Source organism: Pradoshia sp. Z6_59 (assembly GCF_058267515.1).
Map to the genome: position 1 here is coordinate 50,097 of NZ_JBZCPP010000021.1, position 13,989 is coordinate 64,085.

Below are 13,989 nucleotides of genomic sequence, written 5' to 3' on the forward strand. Positions count from 1 at the left end.
CCAAATGAAAGCGCTTTAATTTAAATTAAAAAATTATTTATCATATTCATAAGCTATGTAAATCTGAGCGGCTTCTTCAGCAGATATCTGAAAAGACTCACTTGCCATTTTCATAAGCCGATTGTCATAGACTTCCGGATTATAATTAGGAGCTGTACTGAGATGAGCTTTTGCTTTCTTAATATATGTATGTACTGCTTTTTGCCCAACAGAACTCTCCATCTCCACCTTTTCGTTTTCCTTCATGGAACTTTCGGTAGCACTGCACCCTGTAAATAATAATGTTACACCTAGTGCAATTAACATCTTTTTCATTATATGGACCTCCCTTCCAACTATCTACTTCTAGTATAAAAGACTTATAGAAGGAACGTATATACTGTTTTTGAATTTGTCATATTTCATTATTTTTCAAATCAGAATTCAACACCTCTCTTACCTCCTATCTTCGTGGCAAAAAGTCCTCAGGCCTGGATGTTTATACTCTGACCTTTCGTGATGGGTTATTACCAAAATTAACTTCTCCCATTACTAGTTATATTCTAAATTCTATTATTTACTAATTTTGTATAAATCCCTTTCTAAAGGGGTTCAAATGGCAATATTAGTAGATTCCTGATATTGACAACCAATTCTCTTCCATTCTTTTATATAATCGAACCTGTAATAAAAATTTTAAGGAGAGGAAAGATGAAGAAAAAAATCACATCAGTTATACTCACAACCACTTTACTGCTACCTACAGCCTCCGCTTTTGCGGACTATCAATATACGGTTGTCTCCGGTGATACATTATGGAAGATTGCTGTAAAAACAGAGACAGGAATCAGCGAGCTTATTGCAGCCAATTCTCAAATTTCAAATATAAACTTGATTTATCCTGGTCAAAAGATCAATATTCCTACTCAAGACGATGTAAAAGCCTATGAGCAAGAAGTTATAAGGCTTGTCAATGTAGAAAGAGCAAAACAAGATTTGCAGGAATTAAAATATGATTGGGAGCTTGCCAGAGTAGCTAGATACAAGTCAGAAGATATGAGAGATAATAATTACTTTAGTCATACTAGCCCTGTGTATGGTTCTCCATTCGATATGATGAAAAACTTTGGTATCAGCTATAAATCTGCTGGTGAAAACATCGCAAAAGGTCAAACAACACCTGAACAAGTTGTAAAGGCGTGGATGAATAGCTCAGGCCACAGAGCAAATATTTTAAGCTCAAAGTTTACTCATATTGGCGTAGGTTATGCGAAGTCTGGTCACATTTGGACTCAGCAATTTATCTCTAAGTAAAAAGAAAGCCTATTTTGGCTTTCTTTTTCGTTTTCTAAATCCCACCTTTACTTGTCTCAGGGGATAAACTAGCGGGAAAAACGATAGGTGTGGAGCATAGGTGTTTGATAGCTGCTTTCCTCCATCTTTGACACACCTTTGCTCCGCCTTTGACCGGGAATAGCCGGGGCATAGGTGCAGCATAGGTACAACATAGGTGTTCGATAGCTCTTTTCCCACACCTTTGACACACCTTTGCTCCCTCTTTGACCGGGGATAGCCGGAGCATAGGTGCAGCATAGGTGTTCGATAGCTGCTTTCCCACACCTTTGACACACCTTTGCTCCCTCTTTGACCGGGTATAGCCGGGGCATAGGTGCAGCATAGATGTTTGATAGCTCCTTTCCTACACCTTATACACACCTTCGCTCCTCCTTTGACCGGGAAGAGCCGGAGCATAGGATGGTTATTGAAGCCATAGCTAATTCGTTTTATAGAAAAGCCAAACAGCTCTGTAATTATAATGACAGAGCTGTTTTGGCCTAAGATAAATTATGCATCAGCGTTTCTTTTTATATCTATTTCCCTTTTCTTGAAGCACAACCGTACTTAATGCTGGAATAATTACCTTATCCCCTTTCAGTTTATATATGGGTTTCGAGGAAGCCTCATTCGCATTGACGAGTACATTCCATACAGCGTTTCCTGGAAGTACTACCTCTACATCTTTAGTGTTGGCATTATGTGCTACAAAATAGCTGCCCTTTTGCTTTCCTCTTGATGGTTCGGTTACTGTATAGGCAATCATATTTGCCGGTGCATTCAAAAAGCGAATACTTTCCTTTATTGTCCTGGCCTCCGTCATCCTGAATACAGGATGGTTTTTACGAAGCTCAATCAAACCCGACATATATTTCACTTCATTCACAAATTCCGCATTCCGTTTCCAATCTAATTGATTAATTTCATCCGGGGATTTATAGCTATTATGGTCTCCATACTTCGTTCGCATAAATTCCTGTCCGGCGTGAATAAATGGAATCCCCTGTGAGGTTAAAATTATAGACGAGGCTAGTTTATGCCTTTGTTTTTTCTCTTCGTAACTTGCATTGGGATTCGTCAATTCCAACTTGTCCCAAAGGGTGTGATTATCATGCGCTTCTACATAGGTGATGACCTGTTCTGGATCACGGTATGTTGCCTGGTTATCATCATAATCAAGACCGGCCATAATGCCTTTTTTGATACGATCTTCCATATTTAATTTTCCATTTACGAAACCATTATCCTGCTCTTCAAATACGCTGCCCTTCAGTCCGTCTCGAATGTCATCATTGAAATGAGCAATGCCGGGCATTTTTTCAGCATTTTTCTGATTTGCCTTTACGTCTGCTGCAAGCGGAGTATTTAAATCCCAGCCTTCTCCATGGATGATAAATGATGGGTCAATACGCTTCAAAGCCTTCCTTACTTCATTCATTGTCTCAACATCATGGATTCCCATTAAATCAAATCGAAATCCGTCCAGTTTATATTCCTTCGCCCAATAGGTTGAGGAGTCGACTATGAATTTACGCATCATTCTTCGCTCGGAGGCAGTATCATTGCCGACACCGGTACCATTTGCCAATGTACCATCCTCGTTGTAGCGGTAGTAATAACCAGGAACTAACTTTTGAAAGTTTGACTCTGCAGCATCATACATATGGTTGTAGACAACATCCATTACTACACGTAAGTCCTCCTCATGGAGCGTTTGAATCATTTGCTTCAATTCTTTTATTCTCACTTTAGGCTCATAGGGATTGGTAGAATAAGACCCTTCCGGTACATTGTAGTTTTGTGGGTCATACCCCCAGTTATACTGTGGCTCATCAAGCTTTGTTTCATCTACTGTTTTATAATCATAGATAGGCAAAAATTGAACATGAGTCACTCCCAATGATTGTATATGATCAAGACCGGTTGGAAGCCCATTTGGTCCCTTAGTATCTTTCTCAGTAACACCTAAATATTTCCCCTTTTGCTTAATTCCGCTTTCAGACTGGATGGACAAGTCGCGCACATGCAATTCATAAATAATTGAGCTCTCAGGACTCGCTAACTTGGGTTTCTTATGTTTATACCAGCCCTTCGGATTTGTTTTCGATAAATCAATCACGGCTCCTTTTTGGCCATTGACTGATGCTGCCCTTACATATGGATCTACAGCCTCTGTCCACTTTCCACCTATATTCACTTTATATGTGTAAAAGAGACCATCCTGATTTCCTTTTAATTTAGCTGCCCAAGTCCCCTTCTTATCCGACTTCATCGTTATTTCCTTGCCCTTAGGATCATTCCAATTTTCATAAAGAACGAGCTTTGCCTCTTGAGCTGTTGGAGCCCATAAACGGAAGTTGGTCGAAAAACGTGAGTAGGTGTTCCCAAGATCATTACCACTATAGTAATACTGGCGATCAAACTCCTCAGTCCTCACCACTTCTCCTATCTCTACAGCCCGCTCTCCATAGCCCTCAATTTTTATGGCATAGCTGCCACGCACATCAAGTTTCTTGTTTGTTTTTATCTTAAACTTATTTGTTACTGAGTTATTCCCATCCTCAGGGACAATTGCTTGAATTGGTACATTTTCAAGCTCAATCGCTGTCTCATTTATATCAAGTGGCTTATTTGTCGTTACAGTAATTTCTGTAAAGCTATCCATCGCTGCCTTTTTGATGCTTGGCTCGCTGTTTGGTTCTGAATAGTACACTTCATCATCTCCTGAAATAACCCATACCTCCGACTTTCCATCCCTTATTCCTTCAATCCAACGGTCGCCGCCATCTTTTTCCCATGAATCAGTACGAATAATAAAGCCAACCCGCTCATGAAATCCCTCCAGTGTAAATCTCGCAACCTTTCCAAATGCATCTTCTTCCTCAAACTGTTCGACATGGCCTTCTCCATTTTCAGGCCATACCCATAAATTCCAATCCTTCGCATCATCATTCCCCTGATAATGGATGACAATCTCCGTGTTCCTATCTTCTGCTTTTGCACTTAGCTGAGGGAGCATTGTCAATAACAAGCAAAATGTGCCTAGCAACGCGATAATTTTCTTCTTTCTCACAGACATCTTCCACTCCTCCTTCATTCTTCTCTTAGCAAGGCAAACGATTGCATAAACTCATATATGTAATCGTTTTCACAATTACACCCTTCATTCTAGTAAACTAACTATCTGAAGAACAGTTTACGTTTTCCTATTTTTAGAAGAATATGATTCGGAAATACGGACTTTATGCCTATGCCTTTCTATAAATTAAACGAAAGAAGATGAGCAGCAGTTAAATCATTTACCCTTACAATTGAATACCTTCCCTTTGGCAGAAGGAAAGTTGCTCATCAACAATCAAATGTCATTAACTATATGTTTCTGCTACTATTTTGCTGAATTCCCTTAAATAATCGAGATAATTTTCTCCCCAATAATAATCTGATTATTGATTATGAAGTCATAAACCACCCAAAAGAATAATCGTGATATATTCTAATCATATTCTTAAACTCATGGCCCACCTGAATCATTCTTTGGACTTAAGTAAACTAAAGTACTTTATATTTTAAATCAACAAGCAACTAAGCTATCATTCTGTACACAAAGAAAGATGGTCTCTGCATCATACAGAAACCATCTACTCACCACGTAAAATTTTTATATCTCTCATCATTGTTTAGGTTCATTTTTAACATATTCTATCAAAATAGATTCTCTTCTTCTTATGATTTACCTAAACCCCTATTTGAGTCAATATTTCAAAAGAGACAAAGCAGACAACTATTGAACTTCAAGATGAAGATCACCTGCTTTAACCTTTCCAGCCATTTTTAGGAGACGGTGAATCGCAAGGGCAATCATAACAGGAAGCACCATACCAATCCCAACATAGATAAGGAATATGCCCATCCCTTGATTAGCTAAGATGTTTATCGGTGCAATCAACGAGCTTAGCCCCATCCCGCCTAGTTCATACGGTACTTTAAAATCAAAGACCATCGTAGCAATTGGCGCAGCAATTGCGGCAGCTGTAAACGCAGGTATAATGTAGATTGGGTTTTTTATCAAATTTGGAAACTGTACCTTTGGTGTCACGATTGATTGGGCAAGGAAGCCACCTAAATCATTATCTTTATAGCTCATTGCTGTAAAGGCTACAAATTGTACTGTACAGCCAATCAAGGCTGCTGCACTTGATACTGGATCCAACTGCAGAGCAATCGCTAGTGCAGCTGATGAAGCTGGGGTCATTAATAAAAGGCTAAATATTAAGGAAAGGACAATTGATCCAATTAAAGGAGAGCCTTCTACAGAGGCGGTAATTTGTGCGCTTATCCTTGTTAATAATGGTGTTGTCACCGCTGCTAATCCAACTCCTGAAATCCCGCCAATAAAAATAGATGTGATTGGAATTGCCATAATATCCAATTTGGTTTTACCAACCATCCTCTTGCCTATATATGTAGCGATGAGTGCAGCCAATACAGCCGATATGGGTTGTCCAGTAACGATCGTAAAAGCACCTTCTGCTGTTTTTTGAATAGCTGCTCCACCAACAGAGGCACATGCCATTGCACTAAATTGTACTAATGAGTTACCTCCAAGCTGATAGGCAATCCCTGCACCAAGAGCAGGCGCAAGCAAAACCTTTGCCGCTCCTCCAATAGTAAGGAACATTTGCCAATCAAAATAACCCCCAATTGATTCAAATAATAGACCGATTCCTAATGTTACTAAAACGGCATTTGCGATTCCCGTAGATGCCTTATACATTCGATCAATCATATATTCTTTTCTCTTCATCTCCATCGCCCCTTAGTAGTTAATTAAATATTCTGAAAAATAAAGGTGTTATGTTTTCTTTTTTTCTGCATCCTTCCTTTATTGGAGATATTAGTATTTAGATATATTAACACAACTAAAATATAAATAGCAAAATATTTTGAATATTTAATATAAAAAAGTAAATTTGTACTTCGAAATAACTCCATAAACTTCTTATCATCCTTATTTCTCACTTATCTTATACTTTCACCCTACAGTAATAGTTAGTTTCCGGCATTTTCCTTTTTTAATTCTCAACTTTCCACAGCCAATAATTCTATTTTTAAATATAATCTAACATACACATTTTGATTTACGAATACTTATTAATAATTTTAGTCGTAAAGTAACATATAAACAGACGAATACACAAAACTTGTTCTACCTCATAACCAGTGCGAAGTATCTTTAATGATTTTGAGTATTTCTATCTAAAATAGGTGCTGCGTCTAATTTTTTTGGTCAAAAAAAAGGATTTCCGCACTTTTACGGAAATCCTCGCTCTTCTTATAATGATAATGTTAACTTGATTGTCCCATCATTCATCTCATACGATTTAATTTTACCAACAGATATCTTTTTCACGATATCCCAGGAATTAAAATCCATTTTAACCGTCTGATTTGTAGAATCTGAAAATGGCGGACTGTTAAAAATTTTAATTTCATCTATCTTCATATCAATCGGCTTCAAACTCTCAATTTCAAAAATAATCACTCTTTTTTCCATATGAATAGGTTTTAGACTTACTATATATGAACTATTTGTATCTGTTGTACCGCGAATAATCAGATGGCCTGTTGTTATTTCTACTTTTATATCTTTTTGGCCAGATTGCCTTTTTATGAGTTGTTCTAGCATTACTGGCTTCATAGGAACGGTCACTCCATTTTTACTTATTTCGTTAAATTTCTGTTTAAATTTATCCAGCACTGTTGCAACACTCCTAAAGTATTTAGTTTCCGGTTTAATTAACTCCAATTTTTCTTCCGCTTGTTTCTTTGTAATATAACTTGATCGTAACATGGGTAGAATGAAATTCCCTACTAATGTGTCCTCTACTCATTCATAAAAAAGCAAGATTCTTTCTTTGATTATGAAAGAAAGAATCGTGCTTTTCTTTTTATCGAATCATACAGGATTTTTCCTGATTAGTCCTCTATATCCTGATTGACTTCAATGATTTTTCCTGTATATGCATCTACCTCAATATCATATTCTACGTTTCCGTCTTTGAATTCTAATTCATATGTCTTAGTTTGGTCATCATCATCGCTGTCTAATTCAACATTTGTTACAGTGCCTTTAGCGACAGTTGAGGCAATTTTAATGGCTTCTGCTTTAGTGATGATTGCTTTTTGTGTAGTAGCTGGCTGAGATGAATCTGCCTTTACATCATCTTCGTCATCGTCGTCTTGCTCTTTAGATGCTAATTGATTGTTTTGTACTGGTTTCGTGTTGGCTGAATTTTCTTTTTCAGCTAGTTCGCTCTCCGTAATGGTTGCTTTACCAGTCTTTGCATCAACATCAATATTTACTTCTTTACTATTGCTTTGGATTTCAAATTCGTAATGCGGGCGCTGATCATCTTGATCAAAATCAACCTCTGTAATTGTTCCGTTGAATTTCTCTAATGCAATTTCCTTCGCTTCTTTTTCTGTGATCAGTTTTGTGCTTTCTGTAGTCTGAGTCGCAGCAGATCCGCTTGTCATAGACTGAGCAATGACAAATCCTCCTAATACAGCTGCTGAAATCGTTAATCCAATCCCTAATCTTTTCATGATAATCTCTCCTTTATTCTTTAACTTACTTGTATTGTATAGTGGCAACATTAAGCGTAAATTAGAGAAACATTAGAGTTTCATGAGAAAGAAATGAAAACATTAGAGATTGATGAGAAAACTAGTCATCATACGTAATCGTTAAAATTTTCCCAGTCAGTGCATGTATTTGAAGGGTTGCCTCGTCCTCAGCGTTTTCGATGTCTACATTATAATAGCCACCATCATTCGTACCTACAAACTCAATCTCGTCCACTTCACCATTAAATTTCGAACGAGCAATTTCGATCACCTGTTGTTCGGTTAACGGCTTTACCGCTTCAGGTTCTTCAATTATTGGTTTTTCCTCTTCTGCTGGTGCTACTTCCTCTGGGATTTCTTCCTTAGGTGGTTCTTTTATCGTACCTTCTTTAATCAGTGAAATATTACTGAATGTCCCTTCCGTTTCATCAACTGACAGTTCATATAGGAAGTCATTTTTTGAAAAAGTTACTTCATATTGATCTTTTATTTTCGTAACGGACTGAACTTGGCCGTTAAATAGAGACTCTACCCGATTTTTTATCTCCGCTTCTCTAAAAATTGTCTTAGTCATAATCTGGTTATAGGCATAAAGCGATAAGCTAATGATCCCTATTAAAAGGAGGACTGGCAATATCCAAGTACGGTTAATTTTCATATGCTTGTTCCTCCTTAGGCAGTGTTACGATAAAAGCTGTTCCTATGCCAACTTCACTTTCAACGATAAGGGTCCCCTGAAGTAATTCAACAAGATCCTTGGCAATCGCTAGACCAAGACCTGTGCCCCCTGTTAGACGATTACGGTCCTTGGCCACTCGATAAAAACGGTCAAAGAGATGAGGGATATCTTCCTCGGCAATCCCTACGCCATAATCCTGGATTGTGATTGTCACGTTTCGGCCATTTTTTATGAATACATCAATCTTGCCCTCACTATATTTGCGGGCATTATCAAGTAAGATATAGATAATCTGTTTCAGCTTTGATACATCCGTCGTGAACGTAAAATCTTCTGCATGTAGATTAATGTCCCGTTTATAAGCTTGTCGAAAGCTGACCACGGTATCTGAGAAAAGCTGCCTCGACGAAATGGTTTCCCACTTGATCTGTAATGTTTCATTCGCTTTAGCCAGCTCAAGCATTTGTTCCATCATCGCTTTCATTTGGGCTGTTTGATTCGTGATTGCCTCTAATGCCTCGTGATTGATGTCTTCATTTTCAAAGCCTCTTCTCTGGAGAAGCTTTGCATATGATTCAATTATCGTGAGTGGTGTTTTCAGTTCATGTGAAGCATTTCCGACAAATTGCTGCTGCTTTGCATAGCTGTCCTCTAACTTATCCATGAGTGAATTATACGTATAAGTCATCTCAGCGATTTCATCTTTTTTATTTGCGGGTGTTTCCAGCTTCTCATACCTGGATTGTGAAATGTTTCGGCGCATCGTGCTAGTCAGCCTTTGAATTGGGATAGCAATTAGGCGAACAAGCAGCTGGCTTGCTAAGTAAATAGGGATAATCGCCAGCAAGGTGATTAAGATCAAGATCCATTTTAAGATAGCCATATTATCAGACACTTCACCCAAAGGCTGAACAAAATGCACGTTGACAAGTGAATAATCCGGCCAGACCATCGGATAGCGGATGGCCATTATCGGTACACCTTCCCACTCGGAGATGGTGTAACTGTCATTTTCATTTATCTCATAATTCATTTTATCTGTTGTAGAAGTAGCCTGCAGGCGTAAAAAGGCATGATCATTCGAATCGGTTATATGAATCATCCCATTCTGCGGAATATAGGAACGCAATAAAGTATCAATATTATTGGCACTGTCTAATTCACTGATTGCAGCCAACATTTCATCTCCATATCCTTTTAGCCGCTCGTACTCTGTATCATAGGCCAAATACTTATAGAAATAATAAATGCCGATAAAGCTCAGACAAAAAAGGAAGAGGGTGAGGACAGTGGATAACAAATTAATCTTGGTTTGTAATTTCAAAGCCTATTCCTCCTTCATAACATACCCAACACTCCGTACCGTTTGTATCACTTGATTCCCAAGTTTTTGACGGAGATAGCGTACATAAACATCAACCACATTCGTATCCCCATAATAATCGAATCCCCACACCGCATCTAATATTTGCTCTCTTGTTTGGACGATACGTGAGTTCCGCATAAAATGAACAAGTAAATCAAATTCACGTGGAGTTAATTCAATGATTTTCCCATCTTTCGATACTTCATGGCTATCCAGATTCACATGAATAGAGCCAAAACTACATTCATTTATTGAAGGAGCCTCAGCAGCTACAGAAACAGCGCTGAATCTTAAATTTACTCGTATTCGTGCCAGCAATTCCTCAAATTCAAATGGCTTCGTCACATAATCATTTGCCCCTAAATTCAGACCCGCAACCTTGTCTTTCACATCATTTTTGGCAGTTAATAAAATGACAGGGATATAGGATGCCGAACTTCGAATCTGCTGTAGGACTTCCAAGCCATTTAGTTCAGGGAGCATAATATCAAGGAGAATAAGATCGTAACTCCCTTCCTTGAATTTTTCTAAGCCTTCCCGTCCGGTATGCGCAATATCAGATTCATACTGTTCAAATTGCAATTCCAATTGCAAAAGCCTTGCCAGCTGTGGCTCATCCTCTATAATTAAAATTCTCTGCTTCATTTTCAAATCACGTCCTATAGTTAAAGGTTAAGATTATACTTATCGTATTATTAGAAATATGTAATCAGCAAGTAGAAAATAATTCTTTATAATTAATGCTGCTATTGGCTTACTTAAAGAGCTTCTATTCATTCCGTTCGGTAATAAGAAATGACCGTCATCTAACGACCTTTTGGTTACAAAACAATCTCTTTTTAACCATAGAATCTGGTGGGTTTAATCTGTACACATAATTTAAAACCATCCTTAATAATGAAGAAACTTGTCCACACAATAGCGTTTTAAATTTAATCGTTCTAATTCTTTATCAGTCTCTCTTCATTTAGAAACTGATAACAAGCTCTATGCATACTCTATTATTTTGGCTGTTTTGTAAGGATAGTTGCTAATATCATAAAAAGTGACAGCTTTTTTGCTGTCTCCGTTGTTCAATTGCCCCCGTTTGTTTAAGTACAAACATTCACAATGCTTATAATGTTAATTCGGCATAATTCCATAATTTTTCTGTATAAAAAAGAAAGGCAGCTAAAATATAGCTACCTTTAAATGAAAAGAGAGGGTTTTATATAAATCTATTGGAATCTATTGTTATCTATAATCCTTCAAAGAAAAATCCCTCTATTGAGGAGAATGTCCAAGACCATTCAGAATAAAAAATATGGCTTCCTCAATTTCATTTTCGCTAACCGAATGTTTATTTAGCAATGCAAAATTAGAAATAAATAATCCACCTATTACAGTGCCTAGCATTTTTAAAATTATTTCATTCGGTATATCTCTAATTTCGCCCCGTTGTTTAAACACTTCAATCACTTTTATTAAGTGCTTGGATCCAATTTCTAAAACAAAGGGAAGGAATTCGTTTCTAAGTTCCTCTTTATAAAATATTTCCTTAATGAACACCTGAAATATTTCTCTATTTTCCGCAACAAAAGCACTACGATTTGTTAAAAGAACTCTTAAGAATTCCTCAAAAGAACGCTTTTCATTCATTAATTCCCCAATGAGTTCATCTGCCATCGTAGGAAAAAAATCTTTTAGAAAAGGAACCATTATAGATAACAATAAATTTTCCTTTGTTCCATAATGTTTGAAAATTGTTCCTTCTGCTACGCCTGCTTTTTTAGCTATTTCAGATGTTGATGTATTTGAATATCCTTTTTCCGCAAAAGCAGTGATAGCAACCTCAATAATTTTCTTTTGCTTAACCGTTTGTTTATTGGATTTTTCAAGTATTTTAGCCATTTCATCCAGTAGATTATTATTAACCATTTAAATCACCATCTTTGCGTAAAGCTGTATCGCTTCCGTATTATAGCTTACGATACTTTTTCAAAGCAAACAAATTTAAAACGATAAATACTGCTGCAAAAGCCAATAGAATATATAAATTACTACTAATTTCAGATAAACTTAATCCCTCGTACATTACTCCTTTTAATGCATCTGCTGCATAATACAACGGCATAAAGTTTGCAAATACTTGTAGCCAATCCGCCATTCCCTCAATAGAGAAAATACCTGAGAAGAATATTTGTGGCACAATAATAATTGGTATGAACTGAATCATCTGGAACTCGGAACTTGCGAAAGAAGATAATAATATTCCGAGTGACAAGGCTACAAGGGCGATGATGACATTGATTAACATAACAGTCCAAATGGAACCAACTAAAACCATATCCAATACATTTATCGCAAACAAAACGATTATAACTGTCTGTATCAAAGCCAGTAAACCATAGCCAACAAGGTATCCTGCGACAATCTCTCCTCTTTTAATAGGGGTTGCTAATAGTCTTTCCAACGTGCCAGTTGTTCTTTCGTTTAATAAGCCTATGCCAGAGATTAAGAAGACGAAGAAGAAGACAAAGAACCCGACTAAAATAGGACTAAAGGTATCAAAAAGCTCTGTTTCACTGCTGCCATAAACATAATTTGTGTTCAAGGAATCTTGTGAGAGCAATTCACTCTGTATTGCGTTAGTCCCCATCAATTTCAATTGCTTTGCTTGAGTATCAATTTGCTTTACTTTCATTTCTAAACTTTTCGCTATTGTCGGATCATCATTCAGTAAAGTTAAGGTTGTTTGATCGCCTTCCACTTGTAAAAAACCATCTAAATCTTTATCAAGTATCATATCCTTAACATTGGAAACTTTGTTATATTCTTTTACTACAATATCTGCATCTTCTAATTTTTCGATAATTTGCTGATTCCCATTAGCAACTCCTAAAACAGGATCAACGGTATTTCCATTAAAGACTAGGTTCATTAGTGTTAATACTAATAATGGAGCAACAAAGAGAAGAGCCAATGTACGCTTATCTCTAAGTATTTGCAATAAAATCCTCTTAATAAGTGCTACTGTTCTCATTGTACCTTCCTCCCAGCACCCAAAAATACCTCATCTAAACTATTGACATTATATTGTTCTTTCAATTGGCGAGGTGTGCCAGATGCTATGAATGAACCATCTCTAACCATTGCGATATAATCACATTTTTCGGCTTCATCCATTACGTGAGTCGTTACAATAATCGTTTTGCCTTCCTCGTTTTTCAATCTTAAGAGCTCATTCCAAATACTTAATCTTAATTCAGGGTCTATTCCCACAGTAGGTTCGTCTAATATCAAAACTTGGGGATTTTGAATTAAAGCAATTGCAAGAGATAATCGACGTTTCATACCTCCTGAATACGCTGACACTCTTTTATTAAGGTCTGCGGTCAAGTTAACTAATTGTGCGGCATAAGCAATCCGTTTCTGTTTTTCAGTTTTGTCTAACTTAAAGAGCGATGCGAAAAACATAAGATTTTCTTTACCAGTTAGTGCTTCATATAAGGCATCTGATTGTGCCATATAGCCAATTCTTTGCAAGATGTTTAAATTAGGCATTTTTTCACCTAATAAATGGACGGAACCTTCATCAGGAAAATCCATTCCAACAATCAACTTTATCAAGGTTGTTTTTCCTGCTCCTGAAGGCCCTATAAAACCATAGATACTACCTTGTTTAATATCTAAGTTGATATCTTTTAATACCACTTTTTTGCCGAAACTTTTCGTGACTGCTTGTACTTGAATAGTATTAGTTTCGTTCATTATGTATCCTCCTTTCAAAAGTGAGTGTTTACTCACTTAGGTTGATTATAATTCCAAGACAGCTAATTTTCAATATAAAAAAGTGAGTAATTACTCACTTTTTAGGCTAATATATTATATTCTTATTCAGCTAACCTGGCCTCTTTAGCTGCATAAAAAAAGAGCATTAATTTTCCTGATCTGACCCAAGAAAGTTAGACACAAAAAATTAAGCAGCTTCTAAGATCTGAGTCCGGTATTCAACTGGACTTAG

At 36.9% G+C, this 13,989-nt stretch carries 12 protein-coding genes; 1 reads left to right on the forward strand and 11 read right to left on the reverse strand.

From position 1 onward, the window contains the following. Positions 1-33: 33 nt before the first annotated feature. Positions 34-315 (reverse strand): hypothetical protein, encoded by a 282-nt coding sequence (locus AC4D4B_RS16890; RefSeq protein WP_490994720.1) that lies wholly within the window; start codon positions 313-315, stop codon positions 34-36. Between the two features lie 375 nt (positions 316-690). On the opposite strand from AC4D4B_RS16890, the gene safA reads away from it, so the two are divergent. Further along, complete coding sequence (gene safA / locus AC4D4B_RS16895) at positions 691-1,293, forward strand: SafA/ExsA family spore coat assembly protein (RefSeq protein WP_491000572.1); 603 nt, start codon at positions 691-693, stop codon at positions 1,291-1,293. 538 nt (positions 1,294-1,831) lie between these two features. On the opposite strand, the gene pulA is transcribed toward safA, so the two are convergent. From pulA to AC4D4B_RS16945, 10 genes are all read right to left on the reverse strand, one after another. Beyond that, positions 1,832-4,393 carry a type I pullulanase gene (pulA, locus tag AC4D4B_RS16900; RefSeq protein WP_491000573.1) on the reverse strand — a complete coding sequence of 854 codons (2,562 nt, stop codon included), beginning with the start codon at positions 4,391-4,393 and terminating at the stop codon, positions 1,832-1,834. Positions 4,394-5,095: 702 nt separating this feature from the next. Continuing rightward, positions 5,096-6,124: a PTS sugar transporter subunit IIC gene (locus AC4D4B_RS16905; protein WP_490994723.1), complete on the reverse strand. Its 1,029-nt coding sequence runs from the start codon at positions 6,122-6,124 to the stop codon at positions 5,096-5,098. Between the two features lie 522 nt (positions 6,125-6,646). Further along, entirely contained in the window at positions 6,647-7,165 is a 519-nt protein-coding gene (locus AC4D4B_RS16910; protein ID WP_491000574.1) for a hypothetical protein, read from the reverse strand. A 125-nt stretch (positions 7,166-7,290) separates the two neighbouring features. After that, a complete protein-coding gene (locus AC4D4B_RS16915) occupies positions 7,291-7,920 on the reverse strand; it encodes a PepSY domain-containing protein (protein WP_491000575.1) in 630 nt (209 codons plus the stop codon). A gap of 121 nt (positions 7,921-8,041) precedes the next feature. Next, complete coding sequence (locus AC4D4B_RS16920) at positions 8,042-8,599, reverse strand: PepSY domain-containing protein (RefSeq protein ID WP_491000576.1); 558 nt, start codon at positions 8,597-8,599, stop codon at positions 8,042-8,044. Then, entirely contained in the window at positions 8,589-9,944 is a 1,356-nt protein-coding gene (locus tag AC4D4B_RS16925) for a sensor histidine kinase (RefSeq protein WP_491000577.1), read from the reverse strand. The genes AC4D4B_RS16920 and AC4D4B_RS16925 overlap by 11 nt, the downstream gene beginning before the upstream one ends. A gap of 3 nt (positions 9,945-9,947) precedes the next feature. Then, the gene (locus AC4D4B_RS16930; RefSeq protein ID WP_491000578.1) at positions 9,948-10,631 is read right to left on the reverse strand and encodes a response regulator transcription factor; all 684 of its coding nucleotides are present in this window, start codon (positions 10,629-10,631) and stop codon (positions 9,948-9,950) included. A gap of 618 nt (positions 10,632-11,249) precedes the next feature. Further along, positions 11,250-11,903, reverse strand: coding sequence for a TetR/AcrR family transcriptional regulator (locus AC4D4B_RS16935; protein ID WP_491000579.1), 654 nt, complete (start codon positions 11,901-11,903; stop codon positions 11,250-11,252). Between the two features lie 40 nt (positions 11,904-11,943). Then, a complete protein-coding gene (locus AC4D4B_RS16940) occupies positions 11,944-13,008 on the reverse strand; it encodes an ABC transporter permease (protein ID WP_066108436.1) in 1,065 nt (354 codons plus the stop codon). Continuing rightward, positions 13,005-13,736 carry an ABC transporter ATP-binding protein gene (locus AC4D4B_RS16945; RefSeq protein ID WP_490994727.1) on the reverse strand — a complete coding sequence of 244 codons (732 nt, stop codon included), beginning with the start codon at positions 13,734-13,736 and terminating at the stop codon, positions 13,005-13,007. The genes AC4D4B_RS16940 and AC4D4B_RS16945 overlap by 4 nt, the downstream gene beginning before the upstream one ends. Between the last annotated feature and the right edge of the window lie 253 nt (positions 13,737-13,989).